Source organism: Chryseobacterium potabilaquae (assembly GCF_902728265.1).
In the GTDB taxonomy this organism is placed as follows: domain Bacteria; phylum Bacteroidota; class Bacteroidia; order Flavobacteriales; family Weeksellaceae; genus Chryseobacterium; species Chryseobacterium potabilaquae.
This window is the reverse complement of the sequence record NZ_CACVBR010000012.1, coordinates 54352-76431: the sequence shown is the minus strand read 5'-3', so window position 1 is coordinate 76431 and position 22080 is coordinate 54352. Positions and strand designations below refer to the sequence as shown.

Below are 22080 nucleotides of genomic sequence, written 5' to 3'. Positions count from 1 at the left end.
GAATTTTAAGGGAAATATAATTTTACAATTGTTAAAAAATATAGATTATTTTATTTCTGCACGAACTCTGCTTAAGCTTACCTGTGTAATTCCTAAATAGGAGGCTATGTGACCAAGTTGAACTCTTTTCAAAAGATCAGGTTTATCCTTAATTAAATCTTTATAACGCTCTAATGAGTGCTTGAACTGTCTGGATATAATGAGTTCTTCTGTTTTAATCAACTCTTTCTCAGCAAATTTTCTGCCCCAGTTAGCAATATGGATATCTTCACTAAAAAGCTTTTTTAGCCTTTCCATTTCCAGTTTATATAATTGGCAATCTTCTAAGAGTTCAATATTTTCATAACCAGGTTGATTATTTACATAGCTATTCATTGAAACCACGGGCTCACCTTCACTTCCAAACCAAAATGTGATTTCATTATTTATACCCGAAGAGTAGGCACGAACAATTCCTTTTTTTATAAAGTACATGTGAGGAATCACTTTATGTGCCTCCATTAATAAATGTCCTTTAGTATAAGAAACTTCAGTTATGAATTTTTTCAGATTAACTTTAGAAACTTCGGGAATATTGTATATCGTATCGATGACTTGATCTATTTCCATAATTATCGGTAAGATAGAGTAAAATTAATCATAATTATATAGATTAGAAGATATTTAGAAAAATAAAACTCTTTGATTATGAGATTAAGACTACATGTTATTTGGCAAAAATATAATATTCTCGATTAAAAAGGCTACAAGAAGTGCAATATAGAATATATTTACAGTCTAATAATTTAACGTTTAATAGTATGATTTTTAATAATCCATATGTAGTGTGTTTTGGTGAAATTTTATGGGATATTTTTCCGGAAGGTTCAAGAGCGGGAGGAGCTCCGTTCAATGCGGCTTATCATATTCATAAATCCGGAATTGATGTTAAAATGCTAAGTCGAGTGGGAAATGATAATTTAGGGCAAAAATTATTAGATCAGATTAAAAACTGGGGACTAGCTACAGATTATATTCAAACAGATAATGAACATCCTACGAGTACTGTTATTGCAACAATTAATGAAGATAATGAAGCAAGTTATGATATTGTCAATCATGTAGCCTGGGATTATATCAATATTTTACCTATTCATGAAGAATTGGTTTCTAAGGCAGAGGCTTTTATTTTTGGAAGCCTTTCAGCTAGAAATGAAAAAACTAGGGAAACCCTCTTTAGCCTTATAGAGCATGCAAAGCTTAAAATATTTGATGTGAATTTCAGACCTCCCTATATGGATGTAGAATGTATTAAGTTTCTTTTACATAAGGCTGATATTGTTAAAATGAATAAGGCCGAAATGAAACAAATAATACAATTTTTAGAAAAAGAGTATACGGATGAAGAAAATTGTGCTCTTGCTATAATGGAATATTTTAATATTAAAGAAATAGTATTAACAAAAGGAAGTCAAGGTGCTCGATATTTTATCAATAATAGAAATTATAATTTCGAGGCATTACCTATTGTTATTTCAGATACTGTAGGAAGTGGAGATTCTTTTCTTTCAGGGTTTATTTCAAAAAGAATTCAAGGAAAATCACAGAAAGAAATAATGAAAGAAGCGATTGCTTTAGGAGCATTTATTACTTCAAAGTCAGGGGCGTGTCCCGAATATGATTATCAAGAATTTGAAGATTTCCGCAACAGTAATTATGAAAAGAAGGAAATCTAAGAGTGAGTGATTTTATCTGTTTTCATCCCTATACTGAATTAAAAAGAGGAGGAGATTCGTTATAGCGATTTTGTTTTACTAACTTTGCAGCTGTAAAATAGTTTTTATGCATAAAGCAGGATTTGTAAATATAGTTGGGAAACCCAATGCCGGAAAATCTACTCTACTTAATCAGTTGATGGGAGAGAAGTTAGCCATTGTAACACAAAAGGCGCAAACAACACGCCATAGAATTTTTGGAATTTATAATGAGGATGACTTACAAATTGTATTTTCAGATACTCCTGGCGTTTTAGATCCTAAATACGGATTACAGGAAAAGATGATGGATTTTGTGAAAGATTCTTTACAAGATGCAGATGTTTTTTTATTTATAGTGGATGTAACCGATAAAGAGGAGCCTTCTTCTTTTTTGATTGAAAAATTAAATAAAATTCCTGTTCCTGTTTTACTTTTATTAAATAAAGTAGACCAAACGAATCAAGAAGGTCTTGAAAAACTTGTAGAAGACTGGCATAATAGGATTCCTAAAGCAGAAATTCTTCCTATATCAGCCTTAAATGCTTTTAATACTGAAATTATTTTACCTAAAATAAAATCTTTACTCCCTGAAAGTCCGGCTTATTATGATAAAGATCAATTTACAGATAAACCAGAGCGATTTTTTGTAAATGAGGCTATTCGAGAGAAAATTTTATTGAATTACGAAAAAGAAATTCCTTATTCCGTAGAAGTCGTTACTGAGCAGTTTAAAGAAAAGGAAGGAATTATTTTTATTGATTCTATTATTTATGTTGAAAGAGATACTCAAAAGGGAATTGTTATTGGTCATAAAGGAGAGGCAATTAAAAAAGTAGGAACAGAAGCGAGGTTGGATCTTGAAAAGTTTTTCAGTAAAAAAATACACTTGAATTTGTTTGTAAAAGTGAAGAAAGATTGGAGGAAAAACGACAGAGATCTTAAAAATTTTGGATATAGGTAAAACAAAATCGATGAACATACGTTTGTATTAAAGTTTTTTATTATTTTTATGTAAACTTTCATTAAAATGAACTATTCGAGTAAAAATTCTAGTATAATATTAAGGGATATCATTTTGTTTGTCGTAAGAGTCTTTATCGGTTTTGCTATGCTCTCACATGGCTATCCAAAGCTTGAGATGCTTTTACAAGGCGGAAAAGTAGAGTTTTTTGACTTTCTTGGATTGGGTCCTCAAATATCTCTAGGTCTTACAGTATTTGCAGAGTTTGTATGTTCTATACTTCTTATTTTAGGCCTTTTTACAAGGATATCCTTACTATTTCTCATTTTTACGATGTCAATTGCGGCTTTTGTAGTTCATGAGGTAGATCCTTTTGATAAAAGAGAGATGAGTTTACTTTACCTATCAGTATATTTACTCATTATTGCATTTGGAGCAGGAAGAGCTTCCGTAGATCATATGATAGAAAAAAGAAAGGCAACGTCAGGATGGTAATAAGATCACAGAAATACTTATTTTTATAGTAGGCAACCATAAACTTTATGATTATATTTTTAATTTCTATGGAAACCACTTAATTCTGAAATAAATAATTAAAAAATAACTTTAAAACTGTCCTTGTGATGGTTTTTTTATTTAATAAAATATTTTAGTCACGAATGGCATTGAATTTTTGAATAATGAGAGAAATTATTTTCAGAGATGCTATTCTTGAAGATTTAGAAAAAATAGTAGAAATCTATAATTCAACGATCCCTTCAAGAATGGTAACAGCAGATACGCAAAATATATCCGTAGAAAGTCGGAAAGAATGGTTTAATGAGCATAATTTGGAAACAAGACCACTTTGGATGATTGAAGATAGTAAGCATACTATCTTGGGATGGGTAAGCTTTTCTTCATTTTATGGAAGGCCAGCATATCACACAACGGTAGAAGTAAGTATCTATCTTGATCCACGTTCAAGAGGGCAAGGAATTGGTAAAAAGGCTCTTCAATATTGTATTGATAATGCGGGAAAGTATGGCATTAAAACTTTATTAGGCTTTATCTTTTCACATAATGAACCTAGTTTACATTTATTTAGACATTTCGGATTTGAAGATTGGGGAACATTACCTGATGTAGCTATTCTGGACGGAGTAGAGAGAACTCTTAAAATTGTAGGAAAAAAAATCAATTAATATGAATGGTTCTGATTCTTTAATAGAATAAAAAAACAGTCTTAAAAAAGACTGTTCTTACCATTTATATATTTTGTTTAATTTTCTTTAAGGACATGTTCAGAAACCTTTTTACTAGAAAAACAGCGGAAACTGTTAATCCCAATCCTAAGGCAATCCACATTCCAAAAGCTCCCATTTCCAAAGACACACAAAGTATATATCCTAAAGGTATTGTAATAACCCAATAGGCTATAAAAGTATAAATGGAAGGGATTTTCACATCTTGTAAACCTCTTAGCATTCCTAAGGCTGTCACTTGGATTCCATCAGAAAGTTGAAATAAAGCTCCTATAATCATTAATTTTGAAGCTAGCGCAATCACCTCTAGCTCTTCTTTTTTCGTGAAAAATGTAGGGAAAATATTTTTACCTAAAATAAATATAGTTCCACAAATACACATGAAAATAAAAGTTATTTTAAGGTTATTGATTCCTACTTCTCTTAATTCAACATAATTTTGCTCTCCCAGCTTCCTTCCAATCATTACAGTAGAGGCAACACTAAAGCCTACACATAAATTAAAAGTAAATGAAGCCATACTTAGTGCGATCTGATGAGAGGCTATATCATGGGCAGAAATGAGTCCACATATAAATGCTGCACCCGCAAAAGCAGTTACTTCAAAAAACATTTGTAAAGCAGTAGGTAAGCCTAATCTTATCATTTTATTAAACATTTTCTTTGAAAAGACATGTATTTTTAAAGAAAAGTCTTTGATATATCTTCGGGTTTTCTCTTCTTTTAAAAGAACAAAATAAAGAAAAACCACCATAAATATCCTGGAGATTAAGGTTGCTAATGCAGATCCTTTTACTCCCATAGGTGGAATTCCGAAGAGGCCTTTAATGAAGACATAATTAAGGATTATATTGATGACATTAGCGATTATGGTTGCTTTTGTAACTCCAATGGTATAGGATAATCCTTCTGAAACTTCTCGGAGTGTTTGAAAGGCCATAAACGGAATCATACTTATCGCCATAATACTTAGAAAGTCTATCGTATTAGGAAGAATTTTGGTAGGCTGCCCCGAATGATGAAGCAAAGGCATTCCTAAAAATAAAATCCCCATAAGAATTGCACCTACAGAAATATTGATAATAAATCCGTGGCTGAAAACCGAATTGATTACTTTATGATCATTTTGAGACTGAGCCTCCGAAACCAATGGAGGAATGGCAAAGGAAAACCCCAATGCCAGTACAAACATGGAGAAAAATACCGCATTTCCTAAAGATACCGAAGCTAATGCTTCAGCACCTAAAAGTTTTCCCACGATAATATTGTCGAATAGATTCACTGAAACTTGTCCCACCTGTGTTAACATAACAGGAAAAGCCAATTTTAGACATTCACTTGTGTATTTTTTATGTAAAAAGTTCATAGTAATTTCAAAAAAAATTTGCAGTATGATTACTGCAAATTTTATAAATATTTATATTTTATAAGTTATTTTCTAACAAAATTTGCAACGTCTTCCTTAGATACAGAATTTCCACCTAAAATGATCAATCGTTCTACGACATTTCTCAGCTCTCTTATATTTCCAGTCCAAGAAAGCACCTTAAGCGCTTCTATCGCATCTTCATCAAACTTTTTCATAGCAGTACCATGTTCATCTGCTATCATTCCTGAAAAATGCTCGACTAATAATTGTATATCTTCTTTTCTTTCATCCAAAGGAGGAACATATATTTCTATTACAGAAAGTCTATGATAAAGGTCTTCTCGGAATCTACCTGCTTCTATTTCTTTCTGCATATTTTTATTGGTAGCAGCAAGAACTCTTACATCTACTTTTATTTCCTTATCGCTTCCTACAGGTGAAACTTTACTTTCTTGTAATGCTCTCAAAACCTTTGCTTGAGCAATTAAGCTCATATCTCCAATCTCATCAAGAAAGATAGTACCATCAGATGCTTGTTCAAACTTTCCTTGTTTATCTTTTATGGCACCTGTAAAAGACCCTTTAACATGTCCAAATAATTCAGACTCAATTAATTCAGATGGGATAGCAGCACAGTTTACCTCAATCATTGGACCTTTTGCACGATCACTTTGATTGTGGATGGCATGGGCAACAAGTTCTTTCCCGGCACCATTAGGTCCAGTAATAAGAACCCTTGCATCAGAAGCCGCTACTTTATCAATCATATCCTGAATCTTCTTTAAGGCAGGAGATTCACCGATCATCTGATACTTTTTGTTTACTTTCTTCTTGAGTGTTTTATTCTCATTTTGAAGGTTTTTATTTTCCTTCTTTAATGTTTCTTTAGCTAATGCATTTTTAACACTCGTTATCAGTCTATTGATATCTATAGGCTTAGAAATGAAATCATAAGCACCATCTTTTAAACAGGAAACTGCCGAATCAATATCAGCATGCCCTGATATCATGATGAAAGTGGTTTCAGGTTTCAAGACTAAACTTTGTTTTAAAAGTTCCGTACCGGAAAGCTTAGGCATCTTAATATCAGAAATCACTAATGCGAAATCTTCTTTTTCGATTTGTTTGTAACCTTCAAGACCATCTTCAGCAATAATAAATTCATAATTTGATAATTCATCGGAAAGAATGCTATGAAGTACTCCTGAGATCGCTTTTTCGTCTTCTACAATAAGGATTTTTTGCATAGTTGCAAATTTAGAGTTTTTGATTGAATAATTAACAAAAATCGTACCTAATTATTCTATTTTGAATAGTCTCTTCTTCCAAAAATTGCAGATCCGACTCTTATGGAATTTGCTCCGCATTCGATGGCAATGGGAAAATCATCACTCATACCCATTGATAAGGTTTCTAGTTTTTTTAATGTATTTAATTCGTTAAAAGTGTTTTTTAGTATCAAAAATTCCTTTTTAATCTGATTTTCATAGGTTGTGAATGTAGCCATTCCCATAAGACCTTTTATGACAACATTAGGATATATCCCATTGATATACAGATCGAAAATGTCTTTAGCCTCTTGAATACTAAGTCCAAATTTACTATCTTCTTCTGCAATTTTTACCTGAAGCAAAACATTGATCGTACGATTATGTTTAAGTGCTTCTTTATTAATTTCAGAAAGTAATTTTGCAGAATCAACACTTTGAATAGTATCAATAAACCCAGCAATATATTTTACTTTATTGGTTTGTAAGTGTCCAATTAAATGCCATTGAATATCTTGAGGGAGGTATGGTTGCTTTTCCATCAGTTCTTGGACTTTATTCTCGCCGAATACTTTCTGTCCCAGATTATATACCTCTTGAATCGCAGGAATAGGATGTGTTTTGGATACTGCTACCAATTGAACATGGGCAGGAAGTTGTTTTTTTATGTTATGATAGTTTTCTTGAATACTCATACCTGCAAATTTCCGAATTTTAAAGCAATAAATTAATGAATTAATAAAATTTCCGAATTAAAGGTATGGCCTATCTATAGAATTTATATTTTTAGACAGTCCTATCTCTTTTAATCCAATTAATTTAAAACCTCATTAATTCTAGGATATGCCGAAATTTTTTTGAAAATAAATCGATTGCTTTTCTGTAATTCTTCAATAAACATTTCTAATTCATTAAGAGAATTAGGATCTGTTAAATATTGATCATGAGTAAGTAATACAAGATGTTTTGATGTTTTTTCTAGATCATTAAAGAAAATACTGTCAACTTTTTTTAGCATGATCTGGTGGTTTCCTTTCAAAGTCATTCTACTAGTAGGTCTCCATTCCAAATCCCAACCCACTAATTTATAACCTGCTTTTCTTAGATCATCAGCTGCTTTAGTGGATTTTTTTATATCTGTAAAATTGATATTATTTAATCTCCATATATTTCTTCCGGGTGTTCGTGCAATTTTGTTATATAGTTTTAAACTATCACTTGCTCTGTCAAAATCATGAATAACGTTAATAGAATTACTGTAAAAATTAACATACTTACCATGAGCATGACTAAAACTGTGATTAGCCAACTCAATAAGAGTATCTTTTTTTAGTTTTTCAAAATCATCTTTTTGTTGTAAGCTTCCATATCGATGTCTTCCCACAATAAAAGCAGTTGCACAAACTTTTCTCTTATTTAAAATCTTAATGAGATTTTCCGTTCCTTGGTTAGGACCATCATCAAAAGTAAGATATATAACTCTTTTGTCGGAAGGTAATTCTTCCTCCTCTGGCTCCTGAGGTATTTCTACGATGGGGTCTTTTTGTGTAATGATCTGTTCGGATGCTTTCCATTCTGATTTCTGATCACAACCATTAAGTAGAGTTGAAGCGGCACACAATATGGTAAAAATCCCAAGAAAAGTCCTATTTTTTGACTTTTCTGCAAAAATATATCTCATATAATAAAATAAGAGTTAAATTGTTAAAAAAAGTTAATTTTCACATAAGGAGATGTACAAAACATATACCATATTGTTGGAAGTATTTTATTTTAAGATTATTTTAAGTATTTTATTTTCAGTGTATTTTAATTGAAATATTGTTTTAGTTTGATAATTTTTTTGGGAAAGGTTTTTTTTTGAAATATTGAGAATGATAAATATCCTTTAGTTATGATATTTTATTTTTATAAAAATATTTTTGTGGCTTTCACTTTATATCGCATTTATTTTAGATTTAGTTCTATAGAATTTAAACGTAATGAATTGAGTATAACAGATAATGAACTAAAACTCATCGCAGCAGCAGCAATCATAGGAGATAATAATATTCCGAAAAAAGGATATAATAATCCTGCAGCAATAGGAATTCCTAATATGTTATAAATAAATGCAAAAAAAAGATTTTCTTGGATATTCTTTATGAGTTTTCTACTTAATCTTTTGGCTTGGGCAATCCCTAATATATCTCCTCTTAATAAAGTTATTTCGGAACTTTCTATGGCTACATCTGTTCCCGTTCCCATTGCGATACCGACATTGGCTTGAGCTAAAGCAGGAGAATCATTAATTCCGTCACCAGCTACAGCTACGATTTTACCCTCTTGTTGAAGTTCTTTTACCTTATTTAATTTATCTTTCGGAAGGCAGTTGGCTTTAAAATGGCGAATACCAAGTTCATTAGCAACAGCTTTTGCCGTGTTTTCATTATCCCCAGTTAGCATGATAATATCGATACCTTCTTGTATTAAAAATTCAATAGCTGCTTTTGAACTTTTTTTAATTTTATCAGTAAAACTAATAAATCCTAATACTTCATTATTTTGGGCAATATAAGAAATAGTATGCGCTTTTGATTGGATTTTCATAGCTTTCTGCTTCATGGATTCTGGAACAGAAATTTGATGGATATTCAATAAATTTTCGTTTCCTAACAATATTATTTTATCATTAACTTTTCCTTTAACCCCTTTCCCAGATATATTTTCAAAATTTTCTACTTTTTCATAAGGAAAACGCCGGTTTTTAGCCTCCTTTATTATGGCGCTGGATAAGGGGTGCTCAGAATTTTGACTTAATGAATAAGCAAGACTTAAAATTTGATCTGCATTTTCCTGACCCATTCCTTCAATGTACTCTATAGAGGGTTTCCCTTCTGTCAATGTTCCTGTTTTATCTGTTAGTAAAACATTTATTCGATTCATTTGCTCTAGAGCTTCTGCATTTTTTATTAGAATTCCATGGTGAGCACCCTTGCCAATTCCTACCATAAGAGACATGGGAGTAGCTAAGCCTAATGCACAGGGACAAGCGACAATTAAAACAGCAACAGCATTTACAAAGGCAAATATGCTCTTTTTGCCTTCCGGACCGAAAAATTGCCATGCAATAAATGTAAGAACAGAAATAAGAATAACAGTAGGAACAAATATTTTAGATACTTTATCCGTTAGTTTTTGAATGGGAGCTTTACTTCTGCTAGCTTCGTTAACCATTTTAATAATTTGAGAAAGCAAGGTATCGTCACCAATTTTTTCTGCTTTCATAATAAATATATTATTTCCGTTAATGGTTCCGGAAGATACTTGATTATACTGATTTTTTTCAACAGGAATAGGTTCACCGGTAATCATGCTCTCATCAATAAAAGAATGACCTTCTATGACTTTTCCATCAACAGGAATTTTGTCACCCGGTTTTACTTTTAGTAAATCTCCTATTTTAACTTGAGAAAGAGAAACTCTTTTTTCTTCTCCATTTACAATCAGATTAGCCTCGTCCGGAGATAAATTCATTAATTCTCTTATAGCATTTCCTGTTTTTTTATGAGCAGCGGCTTCCATTAACTGACCTAAAATAACAAGTGTTACAATCACACATACCGCTTCAAAATATAAAGGAATAGTATGATTATGGTCGCGGATTTCATGAGGAATTATCGCAGGGAAAAATAGAGCTATGGCACTAAATATAAATGCAGCTGCAGATCCTAATGTAATTAAGCTAAACATATTTAAATTCCATGTTTTAAACGATATCCAGCCTCTTTTCATTAGGAACCAACCTGAGTAAAATAAAACAGGAATTGATAAAACTAATTCAATGATTCCTTGTGTAGATTGAGAAATCGGGAAACTATAAAACATTCCTCCCATTGAAAGAAGAAATACAGGGATCGTAAAGAGTAAAGAAATAATGAATTTTCTCTTTAAAATATGATACGTTTCATCATCATCAGTATTTGTATCCTCTATTTTTATCAAATCCATTCCACAAATAGGACAATTTCCGGGTTCTTCCTGAATAATTTCAGAGTGCATCGGACAAGTATATTTTACGATCTTTTTTTCGGGATACTTCACTAAATCCATCCCACAAACCGGACATCCGATATTGCTATCATACACTTTATCTCCTTCACAATACATTGGACAATAATATTTACCGGCCATTTCATCGGTAACTTTAGGAAGTTCATGATGATGGTTAGGGGAATGGAATGGTATGTTTTGAAAAAGACTTTCTGAAATCTCTTCCAAATGCATATGGCAAACGGGACAATCGCCTTTTTTATCATAGATTTTTTCTCCTTCGCAAAACATAGGACAAAAATAGTGACCCATGTTTTTATGAAAGCTTTCAGGTAAGTTTGTTAACGAATAAGAAGGTTTATGATTAGGGTTTTTGGCTTGTTTTTCTTCAATAGGAACTAAGTACATATTACAAACTGTACATCTTTTTCCTTGTTGAAAATAGACTTTATCACCCTCACATTCCATAGGGCAATAATATACAGAAGAAGGAGAAATCCTATCTTGGGGTTTTATGAATTCTTTTTCAATATGATTGAGGTCTTCAAGCCTATAGTTTCCTATTTCTTGTAAAGAATTATTTATACTCTCTAATTCAATTTTTTTATCTGAAATAAGGGTTGCGATATTATTTTCTAAATCAACACTGGCTTGTATGTTTTTGAGACTATTTAGTTTTTCGGAAATCTTTTTCTGACATCCCGAACAGCTCATTCCTTGTATAATATACTTTTGCTCCATGGTCCTTTTAATTTATAATACAAAGTTCCAAAATGTATGGGTAGGAAAGTTATAAATTTAAGGAAAATGGTTATAAAATTGAGAAAAGAAGAATGCAAAATTTCTTTATTGTAAATTCATTAAAATACAATTTTACAATAAAGAATCTAATGGTTTTCTATGATAGACTTTTTGTTTTTTGAATTCGGTGGGAGAGAAGCCTGTAATATTTCGGAATTGTGAAGATAAATATTGAACGCTTTTATACCCTAATTTACCAGCAATTTCTGTTACATTATATTCATTATACAAAAGAAGTTCTTTGGTTTTTTCAATTTTTTGAAGAATAAAAAACTGCTCCAGCGTAATGCCTTCCTTTTGAGAAAATAATTTGGATAATGAACTATAATCTTTGTGAAGTTGTATGCTTAGAAATTCGGATAAAAGAAAATCTTCTGAAATATCCAGTTCGCTGACTTTAACGATAATTGTTTTTTTGATTTTCTCAATAAGTTGAATTGCTGAATCTTTTATTCTTTCAAAGCCTATTTCCAAAAGATGGTTTTCTATTCTTTGTATATGTTTTTCAGAAACGGCAAATTCTGTTTCTACTTCTCCTAGATGTATCGATTTAATGGCAATATTTTCCTCTCTAAAAATAGTTGAAACAGCAGTAATGCATCTATTACAAACCATATTTTTGATGAAAATTTTCATGGTTTGTTATTTAATCTATCTTTTACGAACTCAACTTTTGTTTTTCCGTGTGGAGCAGGGTTTCCTTCTTCATCAAGATTAACCATTACAATTTTATCAACAGTAATAATAGTTTGATGGGTCATTTTATTCCTTACTTCACAAGCTAAAGTGAGAGATGTAGCACCAAATTTCATTACTTCAATACCAATTTCTACAATATCTCCCTGTTTTGCGGAGCTCACGAAATTAATTTCGGAGATAAATTTTGTGACCACTTTGGTATTTTCAAGTTGAATAATAGCATATAAAGCCGCTTCTTCATCAATCCATTGAAGTAATCTTCCTCCAAAAAGAGAATGATTAGGATTTAAATCTTCAGGTTTTACCCATTTTCTTGTGTGATAGTTCATTTTCGATTATTTTTCATTACAAATTTAATTCTTAAAAGTCTTTTTCTTTGAATTAATTTGACTTTATTATTCAAAACTAATTATTGATACTTTTAATTATTATTTTTACGATTGTCTTTCTTTTAAAGACTTGAATGTTATATTAAATGTTTTGAATGTTTTTTTGTGTTTAGAGGTAATATTTTAAAATTCAAACCCTTAGATAAAGAATGAGGAGTGCTTTTTTTAAAAAATTAATTATTTAAATTTTTTTTATAGTTTTCTTTTTCATCATATGTAATTTTGTTACTAAATTTTTACATAGTATTATGTTGAATATATGCAAAGCTGATGTTATTTTACAAAACTTATTATTTTTTTTAATACATGAATTTAAAATTCAATAGTTGGTGAAAAAAATACTTTATTAAAAAGTTTTGATTTAAAATTATTAATTGTATCTTGCGCTAGTCTATATTTGGAATCAATATTTGTTCATTCATTATGTTGTTTTTCTTTTATAAACCAAATCATTAATTAATTTTTTAATTTTTTTTAAAATGAACATTTTTGTTTCTAACATCAATTATGCAACCAAAGAGTATGAGTTGCAAGATCTATTTTCAGAATTTGGAGAAGTTTCGTCTGCTAAAATCATTACAGACAAAGAAACTGGCCGTTCCAGAGGTTTTGGTTTCATCGAAATGAATGACGATGAAGGCCAACAAGCTATAGAAGCTTTAAACGGAAGAGAATTTAACGGAAAAGAACTTAACGTTTCTGAGGCTAAACCAAGAGAAGAAAAACCTAGAAGAAGTTTTGATAACAACCGCGGTGGTGGTAGTTATGGAAACAACAGAGGAGGTGGCGGAAGCTACGGAAATAACCGTGGTGGAGGCAACGGCGGAGGAAAACGTTGGTAAAATATAAGCGGCTGTAGAGCCGCTTTTTTTATTTTATCAATAAATAAACATTGTCATAGTAAATATTGGCATTTTTATCATAAGGATTTTTTTCCTTTATAATATTCTTGAAAATAAGCTTAATATGATAATTACCTAAATCTGATTCCATAGATATTTCCGGGACAGTAATAGTTCCTGTTTTACCTTCATATTTCTTTAATAGCTGCTCTATCCTAGGACCTAAGTCTACTTCTTTTGTAGAATTGAGAATTACCTTTAAAGATAAGTGTCCACTTAAGTCATCTATAATTTTAAATTGATCATTTGTATTAATACTTTTGGCTTCCAAGTCATACCGTGGAAACTCGATAAAGTATCGATAGGTTTCAATTTCTAGGGCTTGCTTTTCAGAATTGATAATCAATCTTTCATATTGAGATGCTTTTTGAGTGTCACTTTTGTGGATAAATTTATTCTGAATATCATATTGTATATTCCAAAAATTCCCTGAAGCTATATTTTTAGCCAAACTATTTTGGTCTTCTTTTTCTAATAAGTTTGATAAAAAATCTTGCTGTTTTCTTTGGGCTAAAAATTCAAATTTATTGGCAATTTCATTCGCAACCGCATCTGTAATGTTCTTTTGAAAATTAATTTTGCCCTCCTTTACCAGTTTATTTTCATTTAAAATCTTTTGAAGTTCGGATTTTTGACTTCTTTTTGTTACACTAAAAGCATTTAAATAAGGAAAAACTAAAGAAAATATTCCGAAAACAAATAAACTAATAGGAATAAATTTAATATTGGATTTTTTATTTAGAATAAAATATGAAAGAATGCTTAGAAGCCATATTGCAAGAATTAATATAAAATATCTAGGTTCAGTATAGCCATATTCTAAAATTCTCGTAAAAATAGCAACAAAAAGTAAAACGATTAAGGGGATAATAGTATAGTAGAAAGCTTTTGAAAATATTTTAACCCAAGATTTTGCATTTTCTTCTTTTAGCGGATGGACCAGAAGTAATGCTAAAATCCCTATTATACTATAAGCTAATACTAAGTAAGAAACCCAACCTCGTGGTAACTCCCAATTGATTACTATTTTAATCGAATAAAAATAGAGAATCACGACATATATGAGAAGCAACGGAATAAGAATAAATTGAGTGAAAAACTTTAAGATATTTGGATAATTCCCTTCTTTTTCAAGGGTACTTAATCCTTTCTCATCAAATAGTAGAAATATAAAGCAACTTCCAAAAATGGAAAGAATGTAAAAGGTATTGGTATAAAGGTTATCATGAAATTTAAAATCAAAAAGCTTATCAATTGCTAGGATGGCTAGCTCAACACCGATGGTAAGGACTCCGGTAAAAATAGCGGTGAGAAAAATATTGACAAATAGATTTTTATTATACTGCCAAAAGCTGAGCTCTTTATTTTTATCAAGAAATGGAAAAAAAGAGACTGATAAATGTGCCAAGAGAATCGTAACGGCGATAATGTATCCATAAATCTCTGTAAAATCTTTTTCTTTTTTTGGGAAAATAAAATAAAATCCGATTAAGAAAATAATTCCCACTACTTGCAATAGTATACTTTTCCCGATTCTTTGAGAAAGCATTTTTAGCGCAAACATAAGGGAAATTCCTAAACAACAACAAATAGTAAACTTTGAATAGGGGAAAAATTGTTCACGATCGTGGTTGTTTTCAAACATAAAAATGGTTCCAATTGAAGCTAATAATGCCATTAATAGAACCATAGGATAGATGGAAACAACCTCAGTGGTTCTACTTAGGGTTTCCTGGATCTTTTTTTTCATATTTGTAAAGGTGTTATATTGATTTAACTTTTTTTCTTCTTCTTTTTCTCTTTATTTTTTTTCTTCTTTTTAGGATTTAAAATAGCCTCTGCATATTCCAAAGTAGGTTCTTTTATTTTGAGGGGTCTTAGTTCCCATTTAAGCTTGAAATACTCTTTCAAATCATCTTGTGAAATCATTTTTATATTGAGTAAAAAGTCCAAGATTTCTTTTCCAGAATTATTGAAAAATTTATGGGAAAGTTCTTTTAATAAAAATTCTTTATAATCTTCTTGAGGAATCAGTGTGGTATATTTGAAAATTCTGCCTTCTTTTTCAGTTGATAGAAATCCTTTTTCAACTAATATTTTTAAATAAGTGGAAACTGTATTTTGGTGAGGTTTAGGCTCAGGATGTTTTTCCATAATATCTTTTAAATAAAAAGAATCCAATTTCCAAAATAACATCATTAAGTTTTCTTCTGCTGATGTGAGGTGGTTTATTTTCATATAGTATAATTAATATTGAAATTGTATATTGCAATAAAGATAAATAAAAGATATCACAAATGCGATTCCGGCACCCATAAATACTTCTTTTACAGTATGTCTTTTTAATATGATTCTCGTAATTCCAACGAGTACTGCAATTCCCAACCAAATCAGTCCTGCTTGAGGATTTAATGAGAAAAATAACGCCGCAACAAATATATTAAATGCGGTATGCATTGAACTTTTAATATAAAAATTGCTAATTTGTAAAGTAATTAACAAAATTAATATAAACAACATAACAAAATCTAGATGTCTATTTTGTATGTAGTGAAAAATGAGATAAGTAATAACACAGATTCCAATGAATATATATAATGTTTTTCTTTGATTGCGATTGGAAACATCCATATTAGTATATCTTCCTGTTTTTACGTTCCAAACTAACCAAATAATTACGGGAAGTATGATGATCAGTAGGATAGGTGAAAAATATATAAGTGAATCTTTAAAAGAATATTTCTGAACACTCATATATAAGAAAAATATAAATAACGAAACTAGCGGATTAAAAAAATCTGATATGATTTTTGAAATTGTATGCACAAATAAATATTGTTTTCCTTCCATATTCAAGTTTAAGAATGTAAATATAATATTATAACTAAAAAAACAATTGAGAGATATGCAATAAAAACAAAGTTTTTTTCATAATTTTGCTGAACTATTTTCATCATAAACAAGCAAAGGCTAACACATGAAAGAATTTTCTAAAGAGGTATACCTTAAATGGTATGAAGATATGACAATGTGGAGAAGGTTTGAAGACAAGTGCCGTTCTCTTTATCTAAAACAAAAAATCAGAGGTTTTTTACATTTGTATAATGGTCAGGAAGCTATACCTGCCGGTTTTACTCATGCAATGGATTTAACTAAAGATAGTATGATTACTGCTTATAGATGTCATATCCATCCAATGGCAATGGGAGTAGATCCAAAAAGAATCATGGCTGAACTTTGCGGTAAAGCTACAGGGACATCAGGTGGTATGGGTGGATCTATGCACATTTTTAGTAAAGAGCATCGTTTTTATGGTGGTCACGGAATTGTTGGAGGACAGATTCCTTTAGGAGCCGGGATAGCATTTGCAGATCAATATTTTGACAGAAAAGCAGTAAATATTTGCTTTTTTGGAGATGGTGCAGCTAGACAAGGATCATTACATGAAACATTTAATATGGCGATGAATTGGAAGCTACCGGTAGTATTTGTAGTGGAAAATAACCAATATGCCATGGGAACTTCTGTAAAGAGAACAGCCAACCATGAAGATATCTATAAACTAGGACTTGGATATGAAATGCCTTGTCTTGCCGTAGATGCAATGGATCCTGAAAAAGTGGCTGAAGTAGCTTATGAAGCTATTGAAAGAGCACGAAGAGGCGACGGTCCTACTTTTATTGAAGCAAGAACATATCGTTATAGAGGACATTCAATGTCTGATGCTGAACCTTATAGATCTAAAGAAGAAGTAGCTATTCATAAAAATGATGATCCTATAGAATTGATAAAACATAGAATTTTATCAAATAATTGGGCCACTGAACAAGAGCTGGAGGCTATGGATAATAAATCAAGAGATTTTGTAGATGAGTGTATAGAGTTTATGGAAAATTCTCCATATCCTGATGCTGAAAAAATCTATGAGTATGTATATGCTCAAGAAGATTATCCGTTCATAGATAAATTAGAAAACTAAAAATAATTTGCTGATACGATGATATGTTAATGTGATAATTTATATGTCACTGTTCTTATCATTACATCATCACATTAACGAATTAACCAAATAAAATTATGGCAGAAGTAATTACAATGCCCCGACTTTCCGATACGATGACGGAAGGAAAGGTGGCAAAATGGCATAAAAAAGTAGGAGATAAAGTAAAGGAAGGTGATATTTTAGCTGAAATTGAAACCGATAAGGCTGTTCAAGATTTTGAGTCTGAAATAGAGGGTACTCTTTTATACATTGGTGTAGAAGAAGGTAATGCAGCTGCTGTAGATTCTGTGTTAGCGATTATCGGAAATGAAGGAGAAGATATTTCAGGATTGACAGAGGGAAATACTTCTGCATCACCAAGTTCTGAAGAAAAGAAATCTGAAGAAGAATCTAAAACAGAAAATAACGCAACTCCTGTTGAACAAGTGTCAGCAGATATTCCAAAAGGAGTAGAAATTATTACAATGCCTCGACTTTCTGATACAATGACAGAAGGTAAAGTAGCAAAGTGGCATAAGAATGTAGGAGATACAGTAAAAGAAGGTGATCTTCTTGCGGAGATTGAAACAGATAAAGCAGTTCAGGACTTTGAATCTGAATTTGATGGGGTTTTATTAAAGCAAGGTGTTGAAGAAGGAGGAGCTTCTCCTGTGGATTCTGTTTTGGCGATTATTGGGCCTGCAGGAACTGATGTATCTAATATTGGTTCTAAAAAACAAGCTGTCCCATCTTCTGAAAAAACCACTGAACAAAAAGTAGAAAAGAAAATTGAAGAAAAATCAATATCTACTTCGAATTCTTCTTCTGATAGAGTTGCTATATCACCTCTAGCAAAGAAAATGGCTCAAGATAAGGGTGTTAACATCAACAGTGTTAAAGGTTCCGGAGAAAATGGAAGAATCGTGAAGAAAGATATTGAAAATTATCAACCATCTTCAGTGGCGTCTTCTGCAAGTCAAGCTGCTCCGGTAGCGCCAAGTTTTGTTCAAGGAGAGGATACGGAAACTCAAAACTCACAGGTAAGAAACGTGATTGCAAAACGTCTTTCCGAGAGTAAATTTTCTGCACCTCATTATTACCTAATGGTGGAGATTAACATGGACAAAGCCATCGAGGCTAGAAAGGAAATCAATTCTTTACCAGATACAAAAATTTCTTTCAATGATATGATTATTAAGGCAACCGCAATTGCTTTAAGAAAACATCCTCAAGTGAATTCAAGTTGGGCAGGTGATAAAATTATTCATAGAGGAAATATTAATGTAGGGGTAGCGGTAGCAATTCCTGATGGATTGGTAGTTCCTGTACTTAAGAATACAGATCAAATGAACTATACTCAAATTTCAGTTGTCGTAAAAGATATGGCTTCGAGAGCAAAGAATAAAGGTCTGAAAGCAAATGAAATGGAAGGTTCTACATTCTCTATTTCAAATTTAGGTATGTTCGGAATCGAAACCTTTACCAGTATCATTAACCAACCCAATTCTGCCATTCTTTCAGTAGGCGCCATTATTGAGAAGCCAATTGTAAAAGAAGGACAAATTGTTGTGGGGAATATTATGAAACTTTCATTGGCATGTGATCATAGAGTAGTAGATGGTGCTACGGGTGCTCAATTCTTACAAACATTAAAAATGTATCTAGAAAACCCTTTAACTTTGTTATTGTAATATTCTAGTCTTTAAAATATTAAAACCTCTCAATTTGAGAGGTTTTTTATTTAAACAAATTGTAGATTTATAAAAATTATCCTTACTATTCTTACTTGAATTTTAAAATCAAATTACTATTTTTGAAATATGATTAAAGCAAGAAATATCCATAAATCGTATGGAAATTTAGAAGTGTTAAAAGGGGTTGATATCCATATCAAAACAGGAGAGGTGGTTTCAATTGTGGGAGAATCCGGAGCAGGAAAGTCTACGCTTTTGCAAATTTTAGGAACGCTTGATGTACCTACGAATTCTAGTAAATACGATACTGAAATATCTATTGCAGGGGAATCCTTCATTAATATGAATGATAAGCAACTTTCTAAATTTAGAAATCAAAATATTGGTTTTGTATTTCAGTTTCACCAATTACTTCCAGAATTTACGGCATTGGAAAACGTGTTACTTCCTACAAAAATTGCAGGGACCAATGAAAAAGAAGCAATAGAAAAAGCGTATGCCTTATTTGAGGACTTAAATATAGAACAAAGAGGACACCATAAACCTAATCAACTTTCAGGAGGAGAGGCACAAAGAGTAGCGGTTGCTAGAGCTCTTATAAATTCTCCTAAAATTATTTTTGCAGATGAACCTACAGGAAATTTAGATTCAAAAAATGCAGATGACCTTCATCAATTATTTTTTGATTTAAGAGATAAATACAATCAGACATTTGTAATTGTAACACATAATCCTAATTTGGCAGATGTTACAGACAGGAAATTAGTTATGAAAGACGGAATGATCATAGAATAAGTAATAATATCGCTCAATGATGAAACATTTTCTTTTCATATTTTTTCTTCTTATTTCGCATGGAACGATTAAGGCTCAACACCTAGAAGGGTTGCCCCAAGAGGCGATTTCAGAGGTTAAAAATTATATTAAAGGAAAAGATTATAATCAAAATGTGGCGATCTTTATTAATTTTAAAATTCATTCGGGAAAATATAGATATTTTTTCTATGATTTGAAAAAGGACAGTATTTTACAGAGGGCCATTGTGTCTCATGGATCCGGTTCTGAAAATACAAAGACTACTTCCTTAACATTTAGCAATATTAATGGGTCTTATCAGTCTTCTTTAGGGAAATTTGAAGTTGGCGAAAGTTATATCGGTAAATTTGGAAAAGCATACCGTTTAAAAGGTTTAGATTCTACCAATAATAATGCTATGGAAAGAGCCATTGTTCTACATTCCTACCATTGTGTTCCCGATAAAGAATCGACAAATCCCACATGTTTAAGTCTTGGATGTCCTATGCTTTCACAATATGCTTTCAATCAATCAGCAAAATATATAGATGGCTCAAAACAACCCATTATTTTATATGCTTTCTATTAAATTATTTACAAACAATTTACTTAATTATTAAAAATGTCCATAAAGTTTCTTGCAGAAGATGATAGGCCTAGAGAAAAGTTTTTACTTAAGGGCAAGAACTCACTTTCCGACTCCGAATTATTAGCTATTATTATGGGAAGTGGAAATAAAGATGAATCAGCGGTAGAGTTAGCAAGACGAATTTTAACCTCAGTAGATAATAATTGGAACCAATTAAGTTTACTTTCTGTGAAAGATTTAGTGAAGTTTAAAGGAATAGGAGAAGTTAAAGCGATTTCCATAGCGACGGCATTGGAGATTGGAAGAAGAAGGGCAAGCCAGGATATTCCTGAAAAAATAACAATTTCCAATAGTAGAGATGCCTATAATGTCTTAAAAAACTATTTATCAGATTTAAGAACCGAAGAATTTTGGGCTATTTTTTTGAATCAGAGTAATAAAGTCATTCATGTGGCTCAATTAACTCATGGAGGAATTAGCCAATCTATTGTTGATGTGAGGATATTATTTAAAACCGCTTTGGATCATTTTGCCACTGCAGTGATTATCGCCCATAATCATCCGTCGGGAAGTTTAGATCCTAGTAAAGATGATATGCAGATTACTCAAAAAATATTAGGAGGAGGAAAGACATTAAGTATCCAGCTTTTGGATCATTTAATTATTACACAAAACTCTTATTTCAGCTTTTCAGACGAAGGATTATTATGATTAGAAAATTACGATATCAGGAAATTGATTTTGAAAAATATTCTAGATGTTTAGATGAATCTTGTCAGAAAAATTGGTATGCTAGGAAAAATGTTTTAGATAAACTTTCAGGAAAATGGCATATATTGGTATATGGTGATTATGAAGCTGTAATGCCCATACATTTAACCAAGAAATTTGGATTTAACTTTGTTCATATGCCTCTTTTTTGTCAACAATTAGGAATTTTCTCAAAAAAAGATGATAGTGAAATCAACCATCTTTTTTTAGCTTTTTTGAAAAAAGAGTATTGGGTATTCTTGTATTCTTTTAATCAATATAATAATTTTCCCTCTGTTTTAGAGAAAAAGAAAAATTATATAATTCCTATTTCTGATTATGAAATTTTAAGAAGAAAAAAATATTTTAAAGGAAGAAAGTCAACAACAAAAAGTACAAGACATCTCATTTATAAAGAGCTCAGTATCAATAAAGAATGTATGATGTTTATTGAGAAGAATTCTAAAGGAATTCCTACTCAAGCTGATTTTGAAATATTTAAGAAATATCTCGACTTTCTTATCACCAATAAATTTGTTACAATATGTGGGGCTTATTTGGGGGATCAATTAATTAGTCTTGCTTTATTAATCACCGAAAATAAAGAATTATCATTACTGGCTCTTTTCAACGATGAAGAATATAAAGTTGAAAATGGATCATCCTTTATTATTGATCGCATTCTACAACACTATATTCACGAAAAGAAATTTAATTTTATGGGAAGTAATATTCGTGGAATAGAAGTTTTTTTTAAAAGTTTTGGAGCGGAACTTCATGAATATAGTTTTATTGAAAATAAAATTTTAAAAAAATTTACATAATGCACTAGTTGTTTAGATTTATTCCAAATATTATTCCCTAACTTT

22 protein-coding genes are annotated in these 22080 nt (G+C 31.1%); 11 read left to right on the top strand and 11 right to left on the bottom strand.

The window, feature by feature from the left end:
• Positions 1 to 45: 45 nt before the first annotated feature.
• Entirely contained in the window at positions 46 to 609 is a 564-nt protein-coding gene (locus tag CHRY9293_RS08710; RefSeq protein ID WP_162032633.1) for a Crp/Fnr family transcriptional regulator, read from the bottom strand.
• 143 nt (positions 610 to 752) lie between these two features.
• Between CHRY9293_RS08710 and CHRY9293_RS08705 the strand changes: the two genes are divergently transcribed.
• The 4 genes from CHRY9293_RS08705 to CHRY9293_RS08690 all read left to right on the top strand — a co-directional run bounded on the left by CHRY9293_RS08705 (position 753) and on the right by CHRY9293_RS08690 (position 3881).
• Positions 753 to 1715 (top strand): carbohydrate kinase family protein, encoded by a 963-nt coding sequence (locus tag CHRY9293_RS08705; protein WP_228455499.1) that lies wholly within the window; start codon positions 753 to 755, stop codon positions 1713 to 1715.
• 106 nt (positions 1716 to 1821) lie between these two features.
• On the top strand, positions 1822 to 2697 hold the full coding sequence (gene era, locus CHRY9293_RS08700) for a GTPase Era (protein WP_122547061.1): 876 nt from the start codon (positions 1822 to 1824) through the stop codon (positions 2695 to 2697).
• A gap of 66 nt (positions 2698 to 2763) precedes the next feature.
• The gene (locus tag CHRY9293_RS08695; RefSeq protein WP_122547062.1) at positions 2764 to 3192 is read left to right on the top strand and encodes a DoxX family protein; all 429 of its coding nucleotides are present in this window, start codon (positions 2764 to 2766) and stop codon (positions 3190 to 3192) included.
• A gap of 185 nt (positions 3193 to 3377) precedes the next feature.
• The gene (locus tag CHRY9293_RS08690) at positions 3378 to 3881 is read left to right on the top strand and encodes a GNAT family N-acetyltransferase (protein WP_185153205.1); all 504 of its coding nucleotides are present in this window, start codon (positions 3378 to 3380) and stop codon (positions 3879 to 3881) included.
• Positions 3882 to 3945: 64 nt separating this feature from the next.
• Here CHRY9293_RS08690 and CHRY9293_RS08685 read toward each other — a convergent pair whose 3' ends face one another.
• From CHRY9293_RS08685 to CHRY9293_RS08655, 7 genes are all read right to left on the bottom strand, one after another.
• Entirely contained in the window at positions 3946 to 5307 is a 1362-nt protein-coding gene (locus tag CHRY9293_RS08685) for an MATE family efflux transporter (RefSeq protein WP_162032631.1), read from the bottom strand.
• 65 nt (positions 5308 to 5372) lie between these two features.
• A complete protein-coding gene (locus CHRY9293_RS08680; RefSeq protein ID WP_122547064.1) occupies positions 5373 to 6557 on the bottom strand; it encodes a sigma-54-dependent transcriptional regulator in 1185 nt (394 codons plus the stop codon).
• Between the two features lie 56 nt (positions 6558 to 6613).
• A complete protein-coding gene (locus CHRY9293_RS08675) occupies positions 6614 to 7273 on the bottom strand; it encodes a YggS family pyridoxal phosphate-dependent enzyme (protein WP_162032630.1) in 660 nt (219 codons plus the stop codon).
• 119 nt (positions 7274 to 7392) lie between these two features.
• A complete protein-coding gene (locus CHRY9293_RS08670; protein ID WP_162032629.1) occupies positions 7393 to 8259 on the bottom strand; it encodes a polysaccharide deacetylase family protein in 867 nt (288 codons plus the stop codon).
• 266 nt (positions 8260 to 8525) lie between these two features.
• Positions 8526 to 11351, bottom strand: a complete 2826-nt coding sequence (locus CHRY9293_RS08665) for a heavy metal translocating P-type ATPase (protein ID WP_162032628.1) — start codon at positions 11349 to 11351, stop codon at positions 8526 to 8528.
• 132 nt (positions 11352 to 11483) lie between these two features.
• Complete coding sequence (locus CHRY9293_RS08660) at positions 11484 to 12047, bottom strand: helix-turn-helix domain-containing protein (protein ID WP_162032627.1); 564 nt, start codon at positions 12045 to 12047, stop codon at positions 11484 to 11486.
• Positions 12044 to 12439, bottom strand: a complete 396-nt coding sequence (locus CHRY9293_RS08655) for an acyl-CoA thioesterase (protein WP_122547069.1) — start codon at positions 12437 to 12439, stop codon at positions 12044 to 12046. The genes CHRY9293_RS08660 and CHRY9293_RS08655 overlap by 4 nt, the downstream gene beginning before the upstream one ends.
• 539 nt (positions 12440 to 12978) lie before the next feature.
• On the opposite strand from CHRY9293_RS08655, the gene CHRY9293_RS08650 reads away from it, so the two are divergent.
• Entirely contained in the window at positions 12979 to 13341 is a 363-nt protein-coding gene (locus tag CHRY9293_RS08650) for an RNA recognition motif domain-containing protein (RefSeq protein ID WP_122547070.1), read from the top strand.
• Positions 13342 to 13369: 28 nt separating this feature from the next.
• Here CHRY9293_RS08650 and CHRY9293_RS08645 read toward each other — a convergent pair whose 3' ends face one another.
• Genes CHRY9293_RS08645 through CHRY9293_RS18700 form a run of 3 tightly spaced genes read right to left on the bottom strand, consistent with a single transcriptional unit; the run spans position 13370 to position 15858 of the window.
• Positions 13370 to 15151, bottom strand: a complete 1782-nt coding sequence (locus tag CHRY9293_RS08645) for a DUF4153 domain-containing protein (RefSeq protein WP_162032626.1) — start codon at positions 15149 to 15151, stop codon at positions 13370 to 13372.
• Between the two features lie 23 nt (positions 15152 to 15174).
• Positions 15175 to 15639 (bottom strand): BlaI/MecI/CopY family transcriptional regulator, encoded by a 465-nt coding sequence (locus tag CHRY9293_RS08640; protein ID WP_162032625.1) that lies wholly within the window; start codon positions 15637 to 15639, stop codon positions 15175 to 15177.
• Between the two features lie 9 nt (positions 15640 to 15648).
• The gene (locus tag CHRY9293_RS18700; RefSeq protein ID WP_228455498.1) at positions 15649 to 15858 is read right to left on the bottom strand and encodes a phosphatase PAP2 family protein; all 210 of its coding nucleotides are present in this window, start codon (positions 15856 to 15858) and stop codon (positions 15649 to 15651) included.
• 520 nt (positions 15859 to 16378) lie between these two features.
• Here CHRY9293_RS18700 and pdhA point away from each other — a divergent pair.
• From pdhA to CHRY9293_RS08605, 6 genes are all read left to right on the top strand, one after another.
• On the top strand, positions 16379 to 17380 hold the full coding sequence (pdhA, locus tag CHRY9293_RS08630; protein WP_162032623.1) for a pyruvate dehydrogenase (acetyl-transferring) E1 component subunit alpha: 1002 nt from the start codon (positions 16379 to 16381) through the stop codon (positions 17378 to 17380).
• 98 nt (positions 17381 to 17478) lie between these two features.
• Complete coding sequence (locus CHRY9293_RS08625) at positions 17479 to 19074, top strand: pyruvate dehydrogenase complex dihydrolipoamide acetyltransferase (RefSeq protein WP_162032622.1); 1596 nt, start codon at positions 17479 to 17481, stop codon at positions 19072 to 19074.
• 129 nt (positions 19075 to 19203) lie between these two features.
• Positions 19204 to 19872, top strand: a complete 669-nt coding sequence (locus CHRY9293_RS08620) for an ABC transporter ATP-binding protein (RefSeq protein ID WP_122547076.1) — start codon at positions 19204 to 19206, stop codon at positions 19870 to 19872.
• Between the two features lie 16 nt (positions 19873 to 19888).
• A complete protein-coding gene (locus CHRY9293_RS08615; RefSeq protein WP_162032621.1) occupies positions 19889 to 20461 on the top strand; it encodes a murein L,D-transpeptidase catalytic domain-containing protein in 573 nt (190 codons plus the stop codon).
• 33 nt (positions 20462 to 20494) lie between these two features.
• Positions 20495 to 21172, top strand: coding sequence for a RadC family protein (radC, locus tag CHRY9293_RS08610; protein WP_162032620.1), 678 nt, complete (start codon positions 20495 to 20497; stop codon positions 21170 to 21172).
• The gene (locus tag CHRY9293_RS08605) at positions 21169 to 22035 is read left to right on the top strand and encodes a hypothetical protein (RefSeq protein WP_162032619.1); all 867 of its coding nucleotides are present in this window, start codon (positions 21169 to 21171) and stop codon (positions 22033 to 22035) included. Before radC ends, CHRY9293_RS08605 begins: the two co-directional genes overlap by 4 nt.
• Positions 22036 to 22080 lie beyond the last annotated feature (45 nt).

Excerpts from the sequence above, each read along its gene's own strand:
- CHRY9293_RS08710 (WP_162032633.1), bottom strand. The coding sequence starts at position 609 with ATGGAAATAGATCAAGTCATCGATACGATATACAATATTCCCGAAGTT.
- era (WP_122547061.1), top strand. The coding sequence starts at position 1,822 with ATGCATAAAGCAGGATTTGTAAATATAGTTGGGAAACCCAATGCCGGA.
- CHRY9293_RS08695 (WP_122547062.1), top strand. The coding sequence starts at position 2,764 with ATGAACTATTCGAGTAAAAATTCTAGTATAATATTAAGGGATATCATT.
- CHRY9293_RS08690 (WP_185153205.1), top strand. The coding sequence starts at position 3,378 with ATGAGAGAAATTATTTTCAGAGATGCTATTCTTGAAGATTTAGAAAAA.
- CHRY9293_RS08685 (WP_162032631.1), bottom strand. The coding sequence starts at position 5,307 with ATGAACTTTTTACATAAAAAATACACAAGTGAATGTCTAAAATTGGCT.
- CHRY9293_RS08680 (WP_122547064.1), bottom strand. The coding sequence starts at position 6,557 with ATGCAAAAAATCCTTATTGTAGAAGACGAAAAAGCGATCTCAGGAGTA.
- CHRY9293_RS08675 (WP_162032630.1), bottom strand. The coding sequence starts at position 7,273 with ATGAGTATTCAAGAAAACTATCATAACATAAAAAAACAACTTCCTGCC.
- CHRY9293_RS08670 (WP_162032629.1), bottom strand. The coding sequence starts at position 8,259 with ATGAGATATATTTTTGCAGAAAAGTCAAAAAATAGGACTTTTCTTGGG.
- CHRY9293_RS08665 (WP_162032628.1), bottom strand. The coding sequence starts at position 11,351 with ATGGAGCAAAAGTATATTATACAAGGAATGAGCTGTTCGGGATGTCAG.
- CHRY9293_RS08660 (WP_162032627.1), bottom strand. The coding sequence starts at position 12,047 with ATGAAAATTTTCATCAAAAATATGGTTTGTAATAGATGCATTACTGCT.
- CHRY9293_RS08655 (WP_122547069.1), bottom strand. The coding sequence starts at position 12,439 with ATGAACTATCACACAAGAAAATGGGTAAAACCTGAAGATTTAAATCCT.
- CHRY9293_RS08650 (WP_122547070.1), top strand. The coding sequence starts at position 12,979 with ATGAACATTTTTGTTTCTAACATCAATTATGCAACCAAAGAGTATGAG.
- CHRY9293_RS08645 (WP_162032626.1), bottom strand. The coding sequence starts at position 15,151 with ATGAAAAAAAAGATCCAGGAAACCCTAAGTAGAACCACTGAGGTTGTT.
- CHRY9293_RS08640 (WP_162032625.1), bottom strand. The coding sequence starts at position 15,639 with ATGAAAATAAACCACCTCACATCAGCAGAAGAAAACTTAATGATGTTA.
- CHRY9293_RS18700 (WP_228455498.1), bottom strand. The coding sequence starts at position 15,858 with ATGCATACCGCATTTAATATATTTGTTGCGGCGTTATTTTTCTCATTA.
- pdhA (WP_162032623.1), top strand. The coding sequence starts at position 16,379 with ATGAAAGAATTTTCTAAAGAGGTATACCTTAAATGGTATGAAGATATG.
- CHRY9293_RS08625 (WP_162032622.1), top strand. The coding sequence starts at position 17,479 with ATGGCAGAAGTAATTACAATGCCCCGACTTTCCGATACGATGACGGAA.
- CHRY9293_RS08620 (WP_122547076.1), top strand. The coding sequence starts at position 19,204 with ATGATTAAAGCAAGAAATATCCATAAATCGTATGGAAATTTAGAAGTG.
- CHRY9293_RS08615 (WP_162032621.1), top strand. The coding sequence starts at position 19,889 with ATGATGAAACATTTTCTTTTCATATTTTTTCTTCTTATTTCGCATGGA.
- radC (WP_162032620.1), top strand. The coding sequence starts at position 20,495 with ATGTCCATAAAGTTTCTTGCAGAAGATGATAGGCCTAGAGAAAAGTTT.
- CHRY9293_RS08605 (WP_162032619.1), top strand. The coding sequence starts at position 21,169 with ATGATTAGAAAATTACGATATCAGGAAATTGATTTTGAAAAATATTCT.